Origin of the sequence: Paraburkholderia phytofirmans PsJN, assembly GCF_000020125.1 — a bacterium.
In the GTDB taxonomy this organism is placed as follows: domain Bacteria; phylum Pseudomonadota; class Gammaproteobacteria; order Burkholderiales; family Burkholderiaceae; genus Paraburkholderia; species Paraburkholderia phytofirmans.
Genome location: NC_010676.1, coordinates 3,148,257 through 3,170,439 on the forward strand (window position 1 = coordinate 3,148,257; position 22,183 = coordinate 3,170,439).

Genomic DNA, 22,183 nt, shown 5'->3' on the forward strand with positions numbered 1-22,183 from the left:
TCAGAAAATGACGGCGTCCCGCATCACTAGGGCCGGACGCGTGATTATCCTGTTCATTCATGGTTGTCTTTTGGATGGCGCATGTCTCTTACGCCATCGTTTCCGAATGGAATGCGATTGATGTTATAGAGAACTCGTCTCCACCATTTGGTAATAATCTAAATGGTTTGTGCTCGCGCTAATCCCGGCCGGCCTGGATAATCTTCTCGGCGAGACCGGCAGGATTCGAGAACATGACCTGGTGGCTGCCGCTCATGTGCACGACGCGGCAAGGAAAAAGACGCTCCGCGAAGCGCGGGAACCATGCGTACTGTCCTGGCGGCATTGCTACATCCGCTTGAGCATTCAGGTAGGTCTTCGGAATCTGCAGCTTGTCGAAGCTCTTCAATGGAACCTTATCGGTAAGCATCCGATAAGGTTCCGGGCACAACAGGCCGTAAGTATGCCTTGCAGTGGCCTCGTCCGCGTCGCCGATAAAGCTGTCTCGCCAGACCTGATACGGAAGCACCACGCAGTTGTCTCCGCGCTCCTCTGCAATTGCGTCCATCATCAGGTTGTACGTCGGCGGCGACACATCGGCCACGCTTTCGCCGTCCTTCAGCACGAACGCGTTCCAGTAGACGAGGCGCCTGATAAGCTCGGGAACTTCTTCGGCGACTCGAGAAATAATCGATCCGCCGAAGCTGTGCGCCACCAGCACAATATTCTTCAACTCATTGCGCCGGATGTATTCGACGATGGAAGCCACCCCGTCTGCGTGGCCGACATCACGCTCGCCCGGCTGGGCGTTGTACGCATGCCCTGCCACAGTCGGAGTATGGACTTCGTGCCCGGCAATCCTGAGGCTCTCGGCGACAGGCGCCCACAGGTCCCCATAGTGCCAGGCGCCGTGAACGAGTACGAACGTATATCCCCTTTCCATTTTTTCACCTTTGATTCAAGAGCAACGATTATTGAATGTTCAATTAATGTTGAAGAACCTGAGCGCATTCCCGCCAAGTGTCCTCTGCTTTGCCTGCTCGCTCAGATCGGGATGTACTGCGGCATTCTGCCGCCGAGTTCGAACGAGATATCCTTCACGCCGTCGGCGACGTTCTTCATGATCGCGGGCCTGTGCGTGACGCACTCGTGAGCCGTAATAGCCGCTCAGTACGTGCGGCGCCAGCCGATTCTGCAATCACAGTGTCTCCTCCCAGATGAAGGTGTGAGCAGAAGTCTATGAGCAGCATGCGAGAAACGAAAATCACGGTTCCGTCGTTGGGTATGCGAAAGATGCATACCCACGCGCGCCCCGTCAGACTTTTAGCCCCCGGCTAGCCGATTTCGTGCGTCGTTTCGGTGGCCACGCGGCGCAGGCATTCTATGAACGCGAGGCACGCGGCGCTATGTTGCTTGTTCGAGCGCACTGAGAAACCGATCGTGCCAAACGCGCCCGTTTCGGGCAGATCGAGGATGCGCAAAACACCCGCAGCTTCGAACTGGCGGGCTGCTACGCGGGGCATCAGCGCAACCCGCTGCGTTTCCAGCAACAACCCGATATTGGTCAGCAGCGAAAGCGATTCGACAATGTCGACCGGCAACGGCAAGCCGGCTGCGCGAAACAAGTGCTCCGCCGCGAGCCGCGACGGCGAATCGGGCGTAGGCAAAATCCACGGCGAATCCGCCAGCTGGGACAAATGCTCGATGCGGCAACTCGACGCACTGAAGCCCTTACCGACCACGACACACATCGATTCCTCGAAGAGCACTTCGTGGGTCAATGGAAAAGCGTTCGCGATGGGCAATTCCTGTTCGGGCAGACGGCCGACCACGACGTCGAGATCGCCGGTGGCGAGCGCAGGAAAGAGTTGTGCGGTGGTGCCCTCACGCACCGTCACGAGCACCCTGGGCGAACGCGCCTTGAGAGCCGTGATTGCATGCGGGAGCAACCGCGCCGAAGCCGAGATCAAAGTGCCGGCGACCACGTGACCACTCGTGCCGAGTCGAAAGTCATTCACCTCGTCCGTCATGTAACGAATCTCGGCCATCAGCGACTTCACGCGCCGCCCGAGCAGCGCGCCCAGATCGGTCGGAACGACGCCGCGATTTGACCGGAGAAATAGCGCTTCGCCGAAATACGACTCCAGTTCCTGGATCACTCTGGTCACGGCTGGCTGCGTGAGGCTCAATTCGTTGGCAGCGCGCATGACCGACCGCGTTTCGAGTACGCGGTCGAAGATCATCAACTGATTCAGCTTCAGACGGCGAACCAGAGAGTTTTCGCTGATCGGTTTTTCCATGACGACCTTTGCCTGCCGATTGAAGTTGCACACATGACCTGCCGGTGCGTGAGCTTTCTGACTCGCGCGATGACTGTCGCTGGGGCGCAGAATACAGGAGGCAAGAAGCGTTTTCCGATCATGGGCCGCTATCGGTCGGCTTGAACGCGGCGAGCGGATCGACTCGGCACCGAAGCAACCCGCAGACGCCCGGTTGTTTTGGCACGCGTGGAAGGTTCCGTCGCCGCGCCTGGAAAAGCGTGTCGGCGCGCGCTGTCGAACTTGGGCGCAGGGCGTTGAGTCCGCTGGACGGCAAGCCGAAACGCAACGCGCGGCTTGATGCGGATCAGTGAAGGATCGGCGGCAGCGAACCGCTGCTGGCAGTAGCGGGATTGCTCGTTGCGTTCGCCGGATTGGCGCTAACGTTTGCGGATGAGTTTGCGGATGAGGCCGGCGCATTCACGTGAGATGCAGCCGGTTTCGCCGTGGCGGTTTTCGCCGCGACCTTGGCCATTTGCGGATGAGCCTGACGAGCCGGGACCACCAGATTTGCGCGCACGACCTTGCCCTGCCCCGCTTTCGTCTGGACCAGCTCCGCGTGCGACTTTTTACCCTGCGCGCCCTTGGCGGCCACCTTGTTCACGCCGGCATGCGCCGCGGGCTGATTACCGTGCGCTGTCGCCGTTGCGGCGTGCTTCGAGACGGCCTTCGCAGCGGACGTTGAAATGGCCTTGGATGCCTTATGCGAGCCCGCATCAGACTTGACCTTGGCCGCCCCCGGCTTCGTCTTTGTCTGGCTGGCGACATGCCCGCTCGCCTCGGGCGGATTCCACACTTCGGCGTAACCGGCGGCCGTCGCCGCGCCCGACACACACCACACGGCAAGCGCCGCTCCTGCTGCTACTGCTCGAACGCCCATCTCCTGCTTCTCCTGATCTTCGATTTTTCGACGAGCGAGGATTATATTCTCTTGTAAAAATCCATATTTAGACTAATATAAATTCCAAGTACAAATTAGGACTTATCTGTTCATGGCTCACGCTGCCCGTGCCACTCAACCCGAAGCGCCGATTCGTCGGCCGGCTTCGGAACCCACGCTAACGGAAATGTCCGCGGCGGGTCTACGCGCGTTCTTCAACATTGCGCGCGACTGGGACCTGAGCGCGGAAGAACAGATCGTGCTGCTCGGTTCGCCGGGCCGCTCCACCTATTTCAAATGGAAGGCGGCGCCTGAAACGGCCCGTCTCGGGCGCGACACGCTCGAACGCCTGTCGCTGCTGCTCGGCATCTACAAGGCATTGCAGATCCTGCTGCCGCAGGCCAGCGCCGCCGACACCTGGATCAAACGCCCCAATAGCGCGCCGCCGTTCGGCGGCCGCCGCGCGCTGGACCGCATGCTGGCGGGCAACATCAGCGACCTCGTGGCCGTGCGCCAGTATCTCGACGCAATTCGAGGCGGCTGGGCGTGACACAACCGCTTTGGCAGGACCGCTGGCGCACGGCGCCGCTCGATTGGTCGCCCGCGTATCGCGTGATTCCGACGCGCTTTCCGGCCGTCAATCTATTCGACCGGGTCGCCTCGCCGGAAGATTTCGACGCGCTATACGCGCTCGAAGCCATGACCAACGACCGCCTGCGCACCGAAGTCGGCGAACTCGATCTGGTGCCGCGCGAGGAGCGCCGCTTCGGACCGGGCTACGGGCCGATCATGGCCGCGTTGACACATCTGAATCCGCTCGGCAGCCGTTTCTCGGACGGCACGTACGGCGTGTTTTATTGCGCCCGCTCACGCGCCACCGCGATCGCCGAAACGCGTTATCACACGGGGAAATTTCTGGAGGCAACCGCCGAGCCGCCCATGCGCCAGCAGATGCGTCTCTATACCGTCGTTGCGCAAGGCAACGTGGTGGACATTCGCGACGACACGTCGGTGGATCTCACGGTGCTGTCGCCGGACGACTACCTGGCCGGACAGTCGCTTGGCCGGAGCGTCCGCGAGGCGGGTGCGCCGGGTATCGTGTATCCGTCGGTTCGGGATGACGGCGGTGAGTGTCTCGCCGCTTTCAAAACCACGCTGCTACGCGACTGCCATCACGCGGCGTATCTGGAATACAACTGGAACGGCACGAGCGTGGATATGGTGTTCGAACTCAGCCAGGTCGGCTGATCGCGTGGTCTGAATGGCCGGTGAGTAGCTGATGCGCGGCCGGCATGTCCCATGTTCTGGGGCAACACGCGGCAGACGTTCGGCCGGCTCTGGCTGCCCGCCGTCAAGGCAGCGCCAGCGCCGCCGCGCCTTCCGCGCGCGCCTCTTCGGTTGAGACCGACCAGCGCCTCAGCGCGAGCGGCTCCACGATCGTAAGCTTGCCGCCCGGCCCGAACGCACCCGTGTCGATGAACAACTGCGAGCCGACCTGCTTGATGTCGCGCATCGGCGTGTGGCCGCAATAAGTCAGCGAGAGGCCACGCTGCCGCTGCGGATCGCCATTGCCCAGCGCCAGGTCGCGGCCCCACAGCAATCGCTGGCGGGTTTCGTCGGAGAAATTTCCCGCGTCCAGTTCCGCGTCCGAGCCAAAAAATTCGGCATGCAGAACATTGAATCGCTCCTTGCCGCTGCCTACCACGCGCACAAGCGGCAACCCGCGCAAAACTTCCGCGTAGTGCTGCAAGCGTTCATCGGACAATTGCGCTGCCCAGATGCCGCCGATTCCATACCACCACTGGCGCCGCAAGCGTCCGTCGGCGACGGCGCACAGCGTGTCCTCGTGATTGCCGAGCACAGGGAAAAACCACGGCTTGTCGAGCAACGCCAACGCCAGTTCGGAATGCTCGCCGCGGTCCACCAGATCGCCGACCGAAAACAGCCGGTCCCGCGTCGGATCGAACGTGATCACGCTCAGCAGATAGCGCAGTGCATCGACGCAGCCATGCAGATCGCCGACCACGAAGTCGCGGCCGCTCGGGTTGGCTGGGTGATGCTGAACGGAATTGACGAGTACGGTAGCCATGAGTCCATGATAATGCGGCATCCGCGTTTCGTATGCGCGCTGGCCATCGTTTCCTGGCGCCGTGGAGGCCGGGAATGACGCAAATCATCGCAAAAGCGGCCTGTTTTCGGCAGGCCTTACCGGAAACACCCGTCTGCTTAGTCACTATTGCTGAGTTCGCAATATGCCGACTTGGTCGGCTGTCACGGTGGATTGGGGATTGCCGAACTGTTTGGTCACATAGTTGGTGATGGCGGCCACCTGGTCGTCGGTGAGTTGATTGGCGAATGCGGGCATCAACACGTCCGCCTGTTTCGTCGTACGAGTGACGCCGTACAGAATCACCATCGCCAGATTGTTGGCATCGCTCGCCCCCGCCGCCGAGTTATGAATCAGCGACGGATACGCCCCCGGCGCGCTCGCACCCACGCCTTGCCCCGTCCAGCCATGGCAACTCGCGCAATTGGCGACGAACAGTTGCGCACCGTTCACGGCATGGACGGCGGTGCCGCGCAGCGCCGTGACGTCGTCGGCGGGATTGCCCCACTGGTCGCGCGGGCGCGATTCGCCGCCGCTGATCGGCGGCACGGCGCGCAGATACGCGACGATCGAGCGGAGATCTTCACGCGTCAGATATTGCGTGCTGTCGGTCACCACTTCGGCCATCGGACCGGCTGCATTGGCGCGGCCCGGCGCCGCACCGGTCGACAGATACGACACCAGCTCGTCGTCGCTCCAGTTGCCCACGCCGCTGTTTTTGTCCGACGTGATGTTGTACGCGTGCCAACCGGCCTGCACCGCGCCGGAGAAACGCGCGCTCGACTTCAAACCCTGCGTGAAATTGCGCGGCGTATGACATTCCTCGCAATGCGCGAGCCCTTGCACCAGATACGCGCCGCGATTCAATTCGGCGCTTTGCTTGGGATCGGGCACGAAACGGCCCTCGGTGAAATTGAACAGGTTCCAGAACACCATCAGCCAGCGCTGATTGAACGGGAAATTCAGGCTGTTGCCCGGCGGCGCGTAGTGGATCGGCGTGAGCGTATTCAGATACGCGCGAATGGCCAGCACGTCCTGATCGGTGACCTTGGTGTACTCCGCGTACGGAAAGGCCGGATACAGCCGCTCGCCGCCTTTGCCGATGCCCTCATGCATGGCGCGCAGAAAATCGGCGTCGCTCCATTGACCGATGCCCGTATCCGGATCGGGCGTGATGTTCGGCGTCACGATAGTGCCGAACGGCGTGTTGATCGGCAGCCCGCCCGCGAAGGGTCGCGCTTTGTCCGCCGTATGGCACGCCACGCAATCGCCCACGCGCGCAAGGTATTCGCCGCGCTTGACCAGGTCGCTGCCGACTGACGTGGCCGGCAAGGCCGCGCCGTTGACGGCATGCGAGGCGTCGTCGGCACGAGCCTGGGTGATCGGCAGTTCATCGTTGCGTTGCGTGCTGGGACCGTGCGCCTCATACCAGGCGATATACAGCGCGAACAGCGAAAAAATCGCGGCCAGCATCGCGACCCTGAGGTGGCGGCGGCGGGCGTTGCGCGCCCGTGCATCGAGCGGCTGCGCGCGAGAGGTGTTCTTCGTCATTGTGGCTCTCCGTTCACGCTCAGATTTCACGCTTGAGCTTGTCGGCCAGCTTCAGCGACAAGGCCGCGATCGTCAGCGTGCAATTCACCGATGCCGCGGTCGGCATCACGCCGCTGCTGGCGATGAACAGATTGGAGTGGTCATGCGTGCGGCAGTCCGCATCGACGACCGAATCCGCCGGATCGCTGCCCATGATCGTGGTGCCCATGATGTGATTGTTCGGCGCGAAGGTGTCGTCGAAAGTGACCTCGGCGCCGCCGAACAGCGCGGCGATCTGCGCATACAACTCGTGCGTGTTGGCCGCGCTTTTCTTTACGTAATCGTTGATCGAGTAATAGATTTCCGGCTGCGGAATGCCGAGCGAATCCTTGTGGTCCGCCGACGGCACCACGCGGTTCTGCGGCTCGGCCAGATGCTCGTGGAAACTGTTGATGTTCAGCGTGCGTGCCGCGCGGTCGCGTATCTGCCGGTCGAGTTCGGCGCCGGTCAGGCCTTTTTTCAACAGGTCGGCGGTCACGCTCATGGTCGGCACGCCGTTCGAGAGATGCAGTTTCTTTGCGGCGTAGTCCGAACGGAACGCGCCATCGCGGAAGTTGACGATCGAGGTCATCTCCATCGGTCCGCGTCCGGGCCACAGCGCTTCATTGGCGAGGAACGTAACACCCGTGCCCGGATGATCCATCAGGTTGCGGCCCACCTGATCGGAACTGTTGCCGACGCCATGCGGGAATTTATCGGATGTCGACATCAGCATCAGCTTCGGCGTTTCGATGCCGTTCGCGGCAAGCACGAACAGTTTGCCGGTTACGCGCGTGCTGTTGCCGTTCGGGTCCTTGTAATGGACCGCCGTGATCAACCCTTTGTTGTCCGCTTCGACGCGATACACCACGGCTTCCGGAATCAGTTTCGCGCCGGCCTGTTCGGCTTTTTCCGCATGCACGACGCCGTTGTACATCGCGGCAATCGGGCAGATCGGCATGCAGTTGTTATTGCCGCAGCAGGTAGGCCGCGCATCGTACGGACGGCTGTTGCGCGCCACCGGCTCGGGCACGACCTTGAAGCCTTGCGCGTTGAGCACGTCGCTGAATCGCTGATCCATGTACGAAAGCGGAAGCGGGTTCATCGGATAAGGTTTCGAGCGCGGCGAACCGAGATCGATCGAATTGCCCGGGCCCGACACGCCGAGTTGCACTTCAGCGGCCGAATACCAGGGCTCCAGCGTTTCGTACGGATACGGCCAGTCGCGTCCCACGCCGTACAGCTTGTGCAACTGGAAGTCCGACGGCAACAGCCGCCATGCGGCCGCCGCCCAGTGCCATGTCGTGCCGCCCACCAGCCGTAGGTACTGCGAGCTATACGGATAGTCGCCTTTCTGGATCAGATAATTGTTGGCGGGCGCGTACTCGGGATGCGGCGCGTACGGCGTCGACGGATACGGCGTCGCGAAGTCCGACTTGACCGGCGAGTTGCGGAAGTTCTCCACGATTTGCCAACGCGGAATGCGCGGCCCGGCTTCGAGCAGAATCACCGACGCGCCGGCGAGCGCCATCTGATGCGCGACCAGTCCGCCCGCCACGCCCGAACCGACCACGACGATGTCGGCGGAATTTTTGTTTGCCATTGTTGCCCTCTTGCAGGCTTGTTGTGCGTGTTGTGCTCGCTGTATTCACGTGCCAGCGCTGCGTCGAATGATTCAATCAAGCGATGCGGCACGCGCGAGAGGAGCGTCTTCAAGCGCTCAGCGGTTTCTTCGTCCAGTAGAACGGCACGTCCCGGCAATAGGACGGAATCGTGAGCACGTCCTTGACGGGCTCGAACATCAAGGCCTTTTCATAAGCGACCACATCCACATGCGGCATCTCGCCGACGAGGCCGAGATACCACGCGCGCATGATCGCGCTCACGGTTTTGGCGAGCGCGGGCTGGTCGGCTTGCAAAGCCTGCGTGACGGTATCGGACGGCACGCCGCCATGACCTTGCAGCCATGTGTTGAGCGCGGCGACGTTCTGCGTGAACTGACTATCCGATTTGACGAGCGCGCCGTAGACGCGTTTGCCGAGCGCGGCATCGAAGCCCGTGCGGCCGGTGAGGCGCTGCGAGAGTGCGAGGAAAGCGTCGAGGCCGCCATCTGCCGGCGTGTCGGCAAACGCCGGCGCGATCCATGAAAGCGAGCGGCCGGCGCCGGCGAACGCGAGCGCAGCAGCCGCCGCGCATGCACCGAGCACCCACGCTCTGCGCGAAGCGGAAAACGATGCTGACGGCGACAACTCTGCTGGATGCGTCACTTCGTGGCGCGCATCATTGTTGTTGGGTACATCTGTCATGGGAACTCCAGATGGTGAGTGATTCTCAACGTGCCTCGCGACCGTGGCGTGATGCCATTCGCGCGTGGCGTCGATCTCTATCCCAAACCTGGTCTAAGCGCCGCTTGAGCGGTCTTTTATGAGCAAGCGCATACCCGGTGCAAACTGAGTGATGCAATGCTGATGACATCCGTATGAAACCGCATGCGCAACATGGCATGCCCGGCAAAAAAAACCGGGCCGCCTGCCAATCGCCTTTCAACTGAAAGCGGCGCGCAAGGGCGTTGCGAAAGACTATAGCCTGTGACCCGTCCATTCGACAAATGATGCACCCGGCGCGGGTAGAATCCGCGACACCGAGAGCCCAACACCCTACATTCCATGCTCACCAAATACTATCCACAGGTTCTTCGCAATCGACCGCGCATGCTGGTCGGCCTTGCGCTCGGCGTCGTCGGCGCGCTGCTCGTGCCCGCGCACACGCGCGCGATGGTCCGCGTGTTGGCCGGCTGGGACGCAGCCGTGTGGAGTTATCTGGCGATGATCTGGGTGCACATGGTCGCCGCCGACGAAGGCCGCGTGCGCGAATTCGCCCGTCGCGACGACGAGAACGCCGGCGTGGTGCTGATCGTGATCTGTATGGCGACCATCGCGAGTATTGCGGCCATCGTGATGGAACTGGCCTCGGTCAAGGGGACGGCAGGCGCTTCCACGGTTTGGCACTACGTGCTGACCGGGCTCACGCTGTTCGGCGCATGGTTCCTGATCCCGACCATCTTCACGCTGCACTATGCGCGGCTTTACTACGACACCGATGCGAAGGAAACGCCGCTGCTGTTTCCCGACCACGCGCTCCAGCCGGACTACTGGGACTTTCTGTATTTTTCGTTCACGATTGCCGTGGCCTCGCAAACGTCGGACGTGGTGTTGCGCTCGCGTTCGCTCCGCCGCGCGGCGCTCGCGCAATCCGTTCTGTCGTTTTACTTCAACGTGGCTGTGCTGGGATTGTGCGTGAACATCGCGGCAGGTTTGCTCGGCTCGTAATACTGTCGACACAAAGCGCCCTCGCGAACACGCTTGCGCATCAAACACCGCCTTTTGCGGTCGTCGCCCCGCCTCCGAAGCGCCACGTGTAAATCCCGGACCGTGGCCGCCCGTTTTACACGCGGCGGCCGTCCATTCGACGTCTCCTGACGCCTCGCGCCTTTTCCGCACCTGTCTGCGAAGCTCACTGTGGGGCGTACGCTGAGCTACGCCTCGCTCCCGCTCGAGCCGCACTGGCACAGCGTTTGCTGCGTCTACCGAATCGATCTGGCCGGCCCGTGCAATCGACGCCTGGCGTCAAAGCACCCCTTACTGGCCAGCGGCGTGACGATCTTTGCACTACATTGACCAGTACGCGCCTTCGCTTTACGCATCGCGCGGTATCCGGCTCTGGAAGCCCAATGAGCGCTGTGATCGCATGCCAACTGCATCCACACCGCAGCAGGACGAATCTGGAAACCATCGATGGAACCTCGAAACGGGTACGCGCCGCGGATTTACTTTTTTCATTCACTTCTGGTTGGGCCGCTCGATGCGTGGCCTGCGCAGTTCGCGCATGCAACCGCGCTGGGCTTCGATCACGCGCTGATCGGCAGCCTCTTCGAGCCGGGACAGGCCGGCCACGGACAGGTGGTCGGCAACCACGCCCGCCTGCATCCGGTGTTCGAAGCCGGGCAGCAATCCGCTACCGAGGCGATTCGCACGCTTGCCAACGCGGCGAAGCAGAACGGCCTGACCTTGCTGGCCGATCTGGTGATCGACCGGATGGCCGCCGATGGGACGCTGTACGCCGAACATGCCGACTGGTTTCATCCCTTCGAATCTGAAGAAGCGCGGCTCGATCCGCGCCATGTGCATCGCGAGGACAACGTCGCGTATGCGAACTTCAACGAGGCTGGCAGCAGCGCTGCGCTAGTCGGCTGGTGGACGCAGCAACTGCTGGCGCTGGCGGAGGCCGGCGTGGGCGGGTTTCGCTTCGATTCGCCGCATCGCGTGCCAGCTGCCGTCTGGCGGCAATTGAGCGACGCGGTCCGCGCGCAGCATCCCGAGGTCCGTTTTCTCGCCGCCACGCCCGGCCTCGCGCGTGACGATCTGCTCGGCCTGCAAGGCGCCGGCTTCGATAGCGTGTTCTCGTCGGTGCGCTGGTGGGACTTCCGCGCAAGCTGGATGGTCGAGGAACATGCCGCGCTCGCGCGTATCGCCGCGCCCATCGGCTTTCCTGAAGCGCCATACGGCACCCGCCTTGCCGCCGAGCTGACCGATGTACACGACGCCGCCATCGTCGAGCGGGCTTACCGGCGCGCGCTGTTTACATCGGCTTCGATCGGCACGGGCTGGATGATGCCGATGGGTTTCGAGTACGGTATTGCCGAGCCGATGTCGCAAACACGCGGCGACGCTGCGCAGTTCGCCCTCGCCGCTCAAGCCAAAAAGTTCGATCTCACGGAAGCCATCACGCACGTGAACCTGGTGGCGAGTAAAACCAGAACGCTGCACGCCAATGGGGAATTGCGCCCGCTCAGCGGTCCCGGCGCACCGGCGGCGGTGTTGCTGCGCGCCGACCAGCCCGACCTGCGCGATGCCGACGAAGCGATCCTCATCGCGATCAATCCCGAACTCGGTGCGCCGGTACGCGTCGATCCCGCGCGCTTCCTCGCAGGCGTGCCCGGCAACTTCACGCGCTTCGTGCCGCTCGACGCGCCCGGCAACGCCTCGCCCGCCACGCTCACGTTATTCTCACTTGCGCCTGGCGCGGTCCGCCTGCTCCGCGCCGTCACGGAAAAGCCGATCCGTCTCGCGCCGCCCATCGACAAGCCGAACAGCAAGCGCAGCGGCCGCAAGACCGTGATCGAGGCGCTGAGCGCGCCGCGCGTGGCCATCGAGAGCGTGACGCCTTCGGTCGATAACGGCCGCTTCGCGGCCAAGCGCAGCGTGGGCGAACGCGCCGAAATCACCGCCGCGATCTTCGCCGAAGGTCATGACAAGATCGCCGCCGCCGTGATCTGGCGCGCCGCCGACGAAACCGCGTGGCACGAAGTGCCGATGGAGCCGGCGCAACCCGCCGGCCTCGACATCTGGAAGGCGCGCATTCCGCTCGACCGCATGGGCCGTCACGAATTTACCGTGATCGCGTGGCGCGACGACTTCGCTTCGCTGGTCGAGCACGTGCAGAAGAAGCTGAAGGCGGGACAAACCGTCGAACTCGAACTCGACGAAGCGTCGCATCTGTTCGCGCTGGTGCTCGCCGAGGTCGAAACCACGGAAGGCGCGCACATTGAACCGCTCGAACATATCGTCAAACTTTTCACCAAGGCCGACGCGGAAACCAAGCTCGCGCTGCTGCTCTCGCCGACTACGGCGAAGGCGATGACCGCCGCGCGCCATCGGCCATTCCTGAGCCGCGATCCAGTCATCTACAAGATCGACGCTGACCGCACCGCCGCGCGCTTCGCAAGCTGGTACGAGATCTTCCCGCGCTCGATGAGCGATGACGAATCGCGCCACGGCACGTTCGCCGATGTCATGACCAAGCTGCCGCGCATTCGCGACATGGGCTTCGACGTGCTGTATTTCCCGCCGATTCACCCCATCGGCGTGGCGAACCGCAAAGGCCGCAACAACACGCTGACCGCGCAGCCGGGCGATGTCGGCAGCCCGTATGCGATCGGTGGGGTCGAAGGCGGCCATACGGCCGTGCATCCGCAACTCGGCACGCTCGACGATTTCAAGGCCATGCTCGCCGCCGCACACGCGCACGGCCTGGAAATCGCGCTCGACTTCGCCGTGCAATGTTCGCCGGATCACCCGTGGCTGAAGGAGCATCCGACGTGGTTCGCGTGGCGCCCCGACGGCACGCTGCGCTACGCAGAAAATCCGCCGAAGAAGTATCAGGACATCGTCAATCCCGACTTTTACGCGCACGACGCCAAACCCGATTTGTGGCTCGCGCTGCGCGACGTCTTCCTGTTCTGGATCGAAGCGGGCGTGCATATTTTCCGCATCGACAATCCGCACACCAAGCCGCTGCCGTTCTGGGAGTGGGTGATCGCCGATGTGCGGGCGCGCTATCCCGACACGATCTTTCTCGCCGAAGCCTTCACGCGGCCGCGCATGATGAACCGGCTCGGCAAGATCGGTTTCTCGCAGTCGTACACATACTTCACGTGGCGGGAATCCAAGCGCGATTTCATCGAGTACATGACCGAGCTTACGCAGACCAGCGCGCGTGATTCCTACCGGCCTAACTTTTTCGTCAATACGCCGGATATCAACCCGCGGCATCTGCAATCGCAGGGACGCACGGGCTTTCTGATTCGCGCCGCACTCGCTTCGACGCTGGCTGGATTGTGGGGCGTGTATAGTGGTTTCGAGCTATGCGAGGCCGCCGCGCTGCCGAACAGCGAGGAATATCTCGACTCCGAGAAGTACCAGTTGCGCGCGTGGGACTGGAACCGGCCCGGCAACATCACCGGCGAGATTACTGCGCTGAACCGCATTCGCCGCGCGAACCCGGCACTGCAAACGCATCTCGGCCTGACATTCCTGCCCGCGCACAACGACCACATCCTGTTCTTCGAAAAGGCGACCGAATCGCGCGACAACGTGATCCTCGTCGCGATCAATCTGGACCCGTTCAACGAACAGGGCGCGGATATCGAATTGTCGTGGGAGACTTTCCAGAAATGGAATCTGCACGATCATGGCCCGCTGGAAGTCACCGACCAGATGACCGGCGCCCGCTTCGAATGGCACGGCCGCTGGCAGCACGTCCAGCTCGGGTCGGGCCAGCCGTTCTCGATCTGGCGCATCGCGCCGCTCGGCGGCCTGCCCGCAGACCGGCCGGATGAAGCCGACAGCGACTCCGACAGCGTTCATCACGCAGACGCTGGCAACCCAACCTCAACGGAAGGTGCGACATGAAGCGTGACGACCCAGCTGAAACAACGACACAATCACCGGTGGGCAATGCTCCTGGCAACACGGCCAAGCCGCGCACCAATCGGCGCGGCAAACCCGCGGCCTTGAGCGACGATCCGCTCTGGTACAAAGACGCGATCATCTATCAGGTGCACATCAAGTCGTTCTTCGACGCGAATAACGACGGCGTCGGCGACTTTCCCGGCCTGATCGCGAAGCTCGACTACATTGCCGAACTCGGTGTGAACGCGATCTGGCTGTTGCCGTTCTATCCGTCGCCACGACGCGACGACGGTTACGACATCGCCGACTATCGCAACGTGCACCCGGACTACGGCAACCTGTCCGACGTGAAGCGCTTCATTCAGGAAGCGCACGCACGCGGCATTCGCGTGATTACGGAGCTGGTGATCAACCACACGTCGGATCAGCACCCGTGGTTTCAGCGCGCGCGCCGCGCGAAGCCCGGCTCGAATCACCGTAACTACTACGTGTGGTCGGACACCGATCAGAAGTACCAGGAAACGCGGATCATCTTCATCGACTCGGAGCCGTCCAACTGGACGCACGATCCGGTGGCGGGCGCGTATTACTGGCACCGCTTCTACTCGCACCAGCCCGATCTGAATTTCGACAATCCGGCCGTGCTGAAAGAAGTGCTGCAGGTGATGCGCTTTTGGCTCGATATGGGCATCGACGGGCTGCGGCTCGACGCGGTGCCGTATCTGGTGGAACGTGAAGGCACGAACAACGAGAACCTGCCGGAAACGCACGCGGTTCTGAAGAAAATCCGCGCCACCATCGACGCCGAATATCCGAACCGGATGCTGCTCGCCGAAGCCAACCAGTGGCCGGAAGACGTGAAGGAATATTTCGGCGACGAAGACGAATGCCACATGGCGTTCCACTTCCCGCTGATGCCGCGCATCTACATGTCGATTGCGAGCGAAGACCGCTTCCCGATCACCGACATCATGCGGCAAACGCCGGATCTCGCCGCAACGAATCAATGGGCGATTTTCCTGCGCAATCACGACGAGCTGACGCTGGAAATGGTCACGGATTCCGAGCGCGACTATTTGTGGAACACCTACGCAAGCGATCGCCGCGCGCGCCTGAATCTCGGCATTCGCCGTCGCCTCGCGCCGCTCATGGAGCGCGACCGCCGCCGTATCGAGCTGATCAATTCGCTGCTGCTTTCCATGCCCGGCACGCCCGTGATCTATTACGGCGACGAACTCGGCATGGGCGACAACATCCACCTGGGCGACCGCGACGGCGTGCGTACGCCGATGCAGTGGTCGTCGGATCGCAACGGCGGATTTTCGCGCGCCGACCCTGAGCAACTGGTGCTGCCGCCGGTTATGGGCTCGCTATACGGTTTCGACGCGGTGAACGTGGAAGCGCAGAGCCGCGACCCACACTCGCTGCTGAACTGGACCCGGCGCATGCTCGCCACGCGCCGCGCGAAACAGACTTTCGGACGCGGCACGATCCGCTTCCTGAAACCGGAAAACCGCAAGATTCTCGCGTATCTGCGCGAGATGCCAGGCGAACCGCCGATCCTGTGCGTGGCGAATCTTTCGCGTGCGCCGCAAGCGGTGGAGCTCGATCTGTCCGAGTTCAACGGCTCAGTGCCGATCGAAATGACTGCGGATTCCGTGTTCCCGGCCATCGGTCAACTGACTTATCTGCTGACGTTCCCGCCGTACGGTTTTCTGTGGTTCATGCTGTGCCCGGGCGGCCAGCGTCCGACGTGGGCACAGGCTCATTCGGAATCGCTGCCGGAATTCGTCACGATCGTGATCCGCGAAGGCCAGGTCGGTCCGACGCCGGAGAACGTGCGTCTGCTCGAATCGGAAGTGTTGCCTTCGTGGCTGAGCCGGCGCCGCTGGTTTGCGTCGAAGGATCAGAAGCTCAATGCGGTGCGGCTCGCGGCATTGACCACGATTCCGCACGGCGGCTTCGCCTTCACTGAAATCGAAGCGGACGTAGGCGGTCATACCGAACGCTACGTGGTGCCGATCGCGATTACGTGGGGCGGCGAAACCACTTTCCCGCTGTTCAAGCAACTGGCCTTCGCGCGCGTGCGGCGCGGCCGCAACGTGGGGCATCTGACGGACGCGTTTGCCTTGCCGATCTTCGCGCATGGCGTGATGCGCAAGCTGCGCGAACGCGCCGTGGTGCCGACCGTGCAGAAGAGCGAAATCAAGTTTCTGCCGACCGAGCGTTTCGCCGAACTCGAAGGGCTCGGCGAACGGCCGGAGATTCGTTGGCTCGCGGCCGAGCAAAGCAATAGTTCGTTGATCATCGCCGACACGGTCGTGCTGAAGCTGGTGCGGCGCCTCGTAAGCGGTATCCATCCGGAAGCCGAAATCAGCCGCTATCTGACGCAATTGGGCTACGCGAACACCGCGCCGCTGTATGGCGAAGTGGTGCGCGTCGATCCCGAAGGCGTGCCGCACACCCTCTGTATCCTGCAAGGCTATATCGAGAATCAGGGCGACGCGTGGAACTGGTCGCTCGACTATCTGCGCCGCTCGGTGGACGAACTCGCCATCGCCGTCGACACCGAAGCGCAGTCGGCGCCGGACCGCACCAATGAGGCAATTCTGCTGGAAGGTTATAGCTCGTTGGCCGGCACGATTGGCAGAAGGCTGGGCGAACTGCACGTGGCGCTCGCCTCGCCGACGGACGACCCGGCGTTCGCGCCGGAACCCGCCAGCGCGGAGCAGGTGAAGGCATGGGTGGACGGCACGCAGGCGATGCTCGCCAGCGCGCTCGATCTGCTCGCGCCGCGCATCGAGCAGATGAGCGATCCGGAAACCAAAGCGCTGGCGCAAAGCCTCATCGACCGCCGCAAGGAACTGGTGGCCGCCGTCGACAATCTCGTTTCCGCCGACGCAGGCGCGCTACGCATCCGCATTCACGGCGACTTCCATCTGGGCCAGGTGCTGGTCGCGCAGGGCGACGCATTTTTGATCGACTTCGAAGGCGAGCCGGCACGCTCGCTTGAAGAACGTCGTCAGAAATCGAGCCCGCTGCGTGACGTGGCAGGTCTGATGCGCTCGTTGTCGTATGCGAGCGCGGCAGCGCAGTCCACCACGGAAGCCGCGCCGCAACAGACCGCCGATCGCAAGCGCGCGCTGTTCGACCGTTTCCGCGCGCATGCCACGGAAACGTTCCTCAGCGAGTACCGCGCAGCGGCAGCGGAAGCAGCAACACCGCTCGTCGCGCCCGAAGCCGAACAGGCCTTGCTCGATCTGTTCCTGATCGAAAAAGCCGCCTACGAAATCCGTTACGAAGCGGCCAACCGCCCGACGTGGCTCAGCTTGCCGGTACGCGGCCTCGCCGCGCTCACCAGCCGCTTGCTCGGCGACACCGGCGCGCCAGGCCACGATTCCCCAACCCAGGCGCCAGGCGCCGCCACACCGCCTAATCCGGCCGAGGGCGACTATGAGTGAGCATGATCCGGCCGTAGGCCTCCAACCGCTAGATATCGACGCGCTCGTTGAAGCGCGCCACCCCGATCCTTTCTCGCAACTCGGGATGCATCAGACGGACGCAGGTCCAGTGGTGCGCGCTCTGTTGCCGAACGCCGCGCACGTCAGCGTGATTGCGCGCGCCGACGGTGCGCTGCTAGGCGAACTCGAACAATTGCGGCCGGGGCTGTTTGCCGGCCGCGTCACGACTGCGGCGCCGTACCGTTTGCGGATCGACTGGCATGGCGTGGTGCAGGAAATCGAGGACACCTATTCGTTCGGCCCGGTTCTCGGCGACGAGCCGCTTGGCCGGCTCGCCGGTGGCGATCCGTATGCGGTGCTCGAATGCCTCGGCGCGCATCCGATGGAATTTGAGGGCGTGCCGGGTGTGCGCTTCGCCGTGTGGGCGCCGAACGCACGGCGCGTTTCGGTGGTAGGCGACTTCAACGCGTGGGACGGCCGCCGTCATCCGATGCGGCTGCGCCATCAGGCCGGCGTGTGGGAATTGTTCGTGCCGCGCGTCGGGCCGGGCACGCGCTACAAATACGAGCTGCTGTCGCGCGATGGTCATCCGCTGCCGTTGAAAGCCGATCCGTGCGCGATGCAGACGGAGAAGCCGCCAGGCACTGCGTCGATCGTGGCGCATGTCGACGAGATCGAACAGTTTCCGTGGACCGATCACGAATGGATCCAGTCGCGCGCCAGCAAGCAGACGCCGCGCTCGCCGATCTCGATCTACGAAGCGCATGCGGAATCCTGGCTGCGCGTCGCGGAACAAGGTCAGCGCGGACTCGATTGGGATGAACTCGCGGAGCGGATGATTCCGTACGTGAAAAGCATGGGCTTCACGCACGTGGAGTTCATGCCGATTGCCGAGCACCCGTTCGGCGGATCGTGGGGTTATCAGCCGCTCGGGCAGTTTGCGCCATCGGCGCGCTTCGGCAAGCCCGAACAGTTCGCGAGATTCGTCGATAAGGCGCACGAAGCCGGACTCGGCGTGATTCTCGATTGGGTGCCCGCGCACTTTCCGAACGACGCGCACGGCCTGATCGACTTTGACGGCACGCCGCTCTACGAGCACGCCGACCCGCGCGAAGGCTATCACCAGGACTGGAACACGATGATCTACAACCTCGGCCGCAACGAGGTGAGCGCGTTCCTGGTCGCTTCGGGGCTGGCGTGGCTGAAGCGCTATCACGTCGACGGTCTGCGCGTGGACGCGGTCGCCTCGATGCTGTATCGCGACTATTCGCGCGCGGCCGGCGAGTGGGTGCCGAATATTTACGGCGGCCGCGAGAACCTCGAATCGATCGCATTCCTCAAGCGCCTGAATCATGAAGTCGGCTACGTGCCGGGCGCACCGGGCGCGATCACGATCGCCGAGGAATCGACCGCATGGCCGGGCGTGACGGCGCGCGTGGAAGACGGCGGGCTCGGTTTCCAGTTCAAGTGGAACATGGGCTGGATGCACGACACGCTGCACTACATGGAAGAAGATCCGGTCTACCGTCAATACCATCACCACAACATGACGTTCGGGATGGTGTACGCGTATTCGGAGCGCTTCGTGCTGCCGCTTTCGCACGACGAAGTGGTGCACGGCAAGGGCTCGCTGCTCGGCAAGATGCCCGGCGACAGGTGGCAGAAGTTCGCCAACCTGCGCGCGTACTTCGGTTTCATGTGGACGCATCCGGGCAAGAAGCTGCTGTTCATGGGCGGCGAATTCGGCCAGATGGCGGAATTCGATCACGATACGTCGCCGCATTGGCATCTGCTCGACGATTCGAACCATCACGGCGTGCAAAAGCTGGTGCGCGACCTGAACCGGCTGTACAGCGAGGAGCCCGCGCTGCATCTGCTCGATTGCGAGCCAGGCGGCTTCGAATGGCTGATCGGCGACGACAGCGGCAACAGCGTATTCGCCTATCGGCGCACCGACGGCGCGGGCCGCGAAGTGGTCGTGGTCTGCAATATGACGCCGGTGCCGCGAGTCGGTTACCGGATCGGCATGCCGCGCGGCGGACGCTGGTCGGAAGTGCTCAATACGGACGCCGGCGTGTACGGCGGCTCGAACATGGGCAACGGCGGCCTGATTCATACCGACGAGCAATCGAGCCACGGCTGGCCGAATTCCGCTTCGCTCACGCTGCCGCCGCTTGCGACGATCGTATTGCGCGCGGAGTAACGAAGGACGAGCGGTGAAGCGAGCGCGCGGCGTGCGAAATTTTCGCGCCGCGCGCTCGTTGCATGAAGACCCACGATAGCGTTCAACAATCAGAACAAGGAAGGGGAATCATGTCGCATGCAATGCCCGACCGGCTTCTGCCCGGTTCGCCCTATCCGCTCGGCGCTAGCTGGGATGGCCTCGGCGTCAACTTTGCAGTGTTCTCGGCGAACGCGCAAAAAATCGAGCTTTGCCTGTTCGATCCCACCGGCCGCAAGGAAATCCGCCGCTACACGCTGCCCGAATGCACTGACGAAGTCTGGCACGGCTACCTGCCGAATGCGCATCCGGGCACCGCCTACGGGTTTCGCGCGCACGGCCCGTATCAGCCGCAGCATGGGCATCGCTTCAACCCGCACAAGCTGTTGCTCGATCCGTATGCGCGCAAACTGGTCGGACAATTTCGCTGGTCGGATGCGCTGTTCGGTTATCGCGTGCATTCGAATCGCGCGGACCTTTCCATCGACCGGCGCGATTCGGCGCCGGCCATGCCGAAGTGCGTGGTGATCGATGAAGCGTTTGACTGGTCGCACGATAAACGGCCGAACGTGCCGTGGGGCGAAACCATTGTCTACGAGACGCATGTGCGCGGCGCCTCGATGTTGCGCGCCGATTTGCGTCAGCATGAACGCGGCACCTTCGCGGCGCTGTCTTCGCCGGAGTTCATCGAGCATCTGCTGAAACTCGGCGTGACCGCGGTCGAACTGCTGCCCGTGCACGCGTTTCTCAACGACCGCTTTCTGGTGGAGCGCGGGCTGCGCAACTACTGGGGGTACAACACGGCGGCATTTTTCGCACCGGAGCCCTCGTATCTGAGCACGCACCGGCTCGACGAAATGCGCATCGCCGTGCGTCAGTTGCACGCGGCCGGCATCGAGGTGATTCTCGACGTGGTCTACAACCACACCTGCGAAGGCAACGAAATGGGGCCGACCGTGTCGTGGCGCGGCCTCGACAACGCCAGCTATTACCGTCTGATTCCCGGCGACGAACGTCACCATATCAACGACACGGGTTGTGGCAACACCGTCAATCTGCCGCATCCGCGCGTGCTGCAAATGGTGATGGATTCACTGCGCTACTGGTCGACCGCGTTCAATATCGACGGCTTCCGTTTCGATCTGGGCGTCACGCTCGGCCGCGAGCAGCACGGTTTCGATCCCGGTTCCGGTTTCTTCGACGCGTTGCGCCAAGACCCGATCCTGTCGCAGCGCAAGCTGATTTCCGAGCCTTGGGACATCGGTCCGGGCGGTTATCAGCTAGGCAATCATCCGCCGGGATTCAGCGAATGGAACGACCGTTTTCGCGACACGGTGCGACGTTTCTGGCGCGGCGACGCCGGCTTGCGTCCCGACCTTGCCGCGCGGTTGACCGGCTCGGCGGACCTCTTCAACCGGCGCGCGAGAAAGCCGTGGGCATCGGTCAATTTTGTCACGTCGCACGACGGTTTTACGTTAGCCGATGTCACCGCTTACGAGCAGAAACACAACGAAGCCAATCGCGAAGACAACAACGACGGCCACAATGAAAACTGCAGCCGCAACTGGGGCGTGGAAGGCCCGACCGACGACCCCGCGATTCTCGCCACGCGAAAACGTGTGGCGCGCTCGCTGATCGCCACGCTGCTGATGGCGCTCGGCACGCCCATGGTGCTGGCCGGCGACGAATCGCTGCGCACGCAGAACGGCAACAACAACGCCTATTGCCAGGACAACGAAATTTCGTGGATCGACTGGGAACGGGCAAATTCGCCGGACGGGCAGCAGATGACCGCGTTCGTCGCGCGGGTGATCGCGCTGCGCAAGCAACATCCGCTGCTGCGCGAAACGCGCTTTCTGTTCGGCGATCGTGAAGTGTTGCCGGGCCTGTTCGATGTCGGCTGGTTCGACGAACACGGCGACCCGCTCACCATTGAGGCCTGGCAGGACCCCGAAGGCCGCGCGTTCACGCTGCGCCGCGCGGGTCCAGGTTTAAACGGCGAAACAGAAGTATTGTTGATGATGCTTAACGCCAACGAAGAAACACTGCGTTTTACGCCGCCCGCCCCGCACCTGGAATGGCACGTGCTGTTAGACACTGCTGAGCCGGAGAGCGCGCCGCATCGGCTGGCGGTTGGGGAGGTCGAAGTGGCCGCCCATAGCCTGGTGATGCTGGCTGCGCAACCGGTGGGCGAAGCGGATTGGCAAGCGGGCTGGAAGGCCGGTGCGCAGCACGGACCGCGGCTTCTGACTGCGCTGCCGCCCGATCCGGGTGCGCATCCGCCCAGCAGCGATACGTCGCCGACCACTTAGGCAGCGGCGCCGCGACCCGACAGCATGCGGGCCGCGTTATTGCGCGTTGTCGTTGTACGCGTTGTGCGTTGTCATAGGCAGCGTGG

15 protein-coding genes are annotated in these 22,183 nt (G+C 62.9%); 8 read left to right on the forward strand and 7 right to left on the reverse strand.

The window, feature by feature from the left end:
* Positions 1 to 178: 178 nt before the first annotated feature.
* Positions 179 to 868 (reverse strand): alpha/beta fold hydrolase, encoded by a 690-nt coding sequence (locus BPHYT_RS33720; protein WP_238535788.1) that lies wholly within the window; start codon positions 866 to 868, stop codon positions 179 to 181.
* Here BPHYT_RS33720 and BPHYT_RS39350 point away from each other — a divergent pair.
* Positions 758 to 1,132 (forward strand): hypothetical protein, encoded by a 375-nt coding sequence (locus BPHYT_RS39350; protein WP_238535805.1) that lies wholly within the window; start codon positions 758 to 760, stop codon positions 1,130 to 1,132. The two genes, BPHYT_RS33720 and BPHYT_RS39350, sit on opposite strands and share 111 nt — an antisense overlap.
* 181 nt (positions 1,133 to 1,313) lie before the next feature.
* Here the strand turns inward: BPHYT_RS39350 and BPHYT_RS33725 are convergent, their stop codons facing one another.
* The gene (locus tag BPHYT_RS33725) at positions 1,314 to 2,279 is read right to left on the reverse strand and encodes a LysR substrate-binding domain-containing protein (protein WP_012428604.1); all 966 of its coding nucleotides are present in this window, start codon (positions 2,277 to 2,279) and stop codon (positions 1,314 to 1,316) included.
* Between the two features lie 325 nt (positions 2,280 to 2,604).
* Positions 2,605 to 3,177 (reverse strand): hypothetical protein, encoded by a 573-nt coding sequence (locus tag BPHYT_RS33730; protein ID WP_012428605.1) that lies wholly within the window; start codon positions 3,175 to 3,177, stop codon positions 2,605 to 2,607.
* Between the two features lie 112 nt (positions 3,178 to 3,289).
* On the opposite strand from BPHYT_RS33730, the gene BPHYT_RS33735 reads away from it, so the two are divergent.
* Both BPHYT_RS33735 and BPHYT_RS33740 read left to right on the forward strand, forming a co-directional pair.
* Entirely contained in the window at positions 3,290 to 3,727 is a 438-nt protein-coding gene (locus BPHYT_RS33735) for an MbcA/ParS/Xre antitoxin family protein (protein ID WP_012428606.1), read from the forward strand.
* Entirely contained in the window at positions 3,724 to 4,425 is a 702-nt protein-coding gene (locus tag BPHYT_RS33740; protein ID WP_012428607.1) for an RES family NAD+ phosphorylase, read from the forward strand. Before BPHYT_RS33735 ends, BPHYT_RS33740 begins: the two co-directional genes overlap by 4 nt.
* A 103-nt stretch (positions 4,426 to 4,528) precedes the next feature.
* Here BPHYT_RS33740 and BPHYT_RS33745 read toward each other — a convergent pair whose 3' ends face one another.
* The 4 genes from BPHYT_RS33745 to BPHYT_RS33760 all read right to left on the reverse strand — a co-directional run bounded on the left by BPHYT_RS33745 (position 4,529) and on the right by BPHYT_RS33760 (position 9,159).
* Entirely contained in the window at positions 4,529 to 5,266 is a 738-nt protein-coding gene (locus BPHYT_RS33745; protein ID WP_041759383.1) for a metallophosphoesterase, read from the reverse strand.
* A 144-nt stretch (positions 5,267 to 5,410) separates the two neighbouring features.
* Positions 5,411 to 6,835, reverse strand: coding sequence for a cytochrome c (locus tag BPHYT_RS33750; RefSeq protein ID WP_012428609.1), 1,425 nt, complete (start codon positions 6,833 to 6,835; stop codon positions 5,411 to 5,413).
* Between the two features lie 19 nt (positions 6,836 to 6,854).
* Positions 6,855 to 8,456: a GMC family oxidoreductase gene (locus BPHYT_RS33755; protein ID WP_012428610.1), complete on the reverse strand. Its 1,602-nt coding sequence runs from the start codon at positions 8,454 to 8,456 to the stop codon at positions 6,855 to 6,857.
* 109 nt (positions 8,457 to 8,565) lie between these two features.
* Positions 8,566 to 9,159, reverse strand: coding sequence for a sugar dehydrogenase complex small subunit (locus BPHYT_RS33760; protein WP_012428611.1), 594 nt, complete (start codon positions 9,157 to 9,159; stop codon positions 8,566 to 8,568).
* A 360-nt stretch (positions 9,160 to 9,519) separates the two neighbouring features.
* Here BPHYT_RS33760 and BPHYT_RS33765 point away from each other — a divergent pair, with 360 nt between their 5' ends.
* From BPHYT_RS33765 to glgX, 5 genes are all read left to right on the forward strand, one after another.
* Positions 9,520 to 10,182: a DUF1345 domain-containing protein gene (locus BPHYT_RS33765; protein WP_012428612.1), complete on the forward strand. Its 663-nt coding sequence runs from the start codon at positions 9,520 to 9,522 to the stop codon at positions 10,180 to 10,182.
* A gap of 465 nt (positions 10,183 to 10,647) precedes the next feature.
* Positions 10,648 to 14,103, forward strand: a complete 3,456-nt coding sequence (locus tag BPHYT_RS33770; protein ID WP_012428613.1) for an alpha-1,4-glucan--maltose-1-phosphate maltosyltransferase — start codon at positions 10,648 to 10,650, stop codon at positions 14,101 to 14,103.
* Positions 14,100 to 17,564 carry a maltose alpha-D-glucosyltransferase gene (treS, locus tag BPHYT_RS33775; protein WP_012428614.1) on the forward strand — a complete coding sequence of 1,155 codons (3,465 nt, stop codon included), beginning with the start codon at positions 14,100 to 14,102 and terminating at the stop codon, positions 17,562 to 17,564. Before BPHYT_RS33770 ends, treS begins: the two co-directional genes overlap by 4 nt.
* Positions 17,557 to 19,767 carry a 1,4-alpha-glucan branching protein GlgB gene (gene glgB / locus BPHYT_RS33780; protein ID WP_012428615.1) on the forward strand — a complete coding sequence of 737 codons (2,211 nt, stop codon included), beginning with the start codon at positions 17,557 to 17,559 and terminating at the stop codon, positions 19,765 to 19,767. Before treS ends, glgB begins: the two co-directional genes overlap by 8 nt.
* A gap of 110 nt (positions 19,768 to 19,877) precedes the next feature.
* Positions 19,878 to 22,097 (forward strand): glycogen debranching protein GlgX, encoded by a 2,220-nt coding sequence (gene glgX, locus BPHYT_RS33785; RefSeq protein ID WP_012428616.1) that lies wholly within the window; start codon positions 19,878 to 19,880, stop codon positions 22,095 to 22,097.
* Positions 22,098 to 22,183 lie beyond the last annotated feature (86 nt).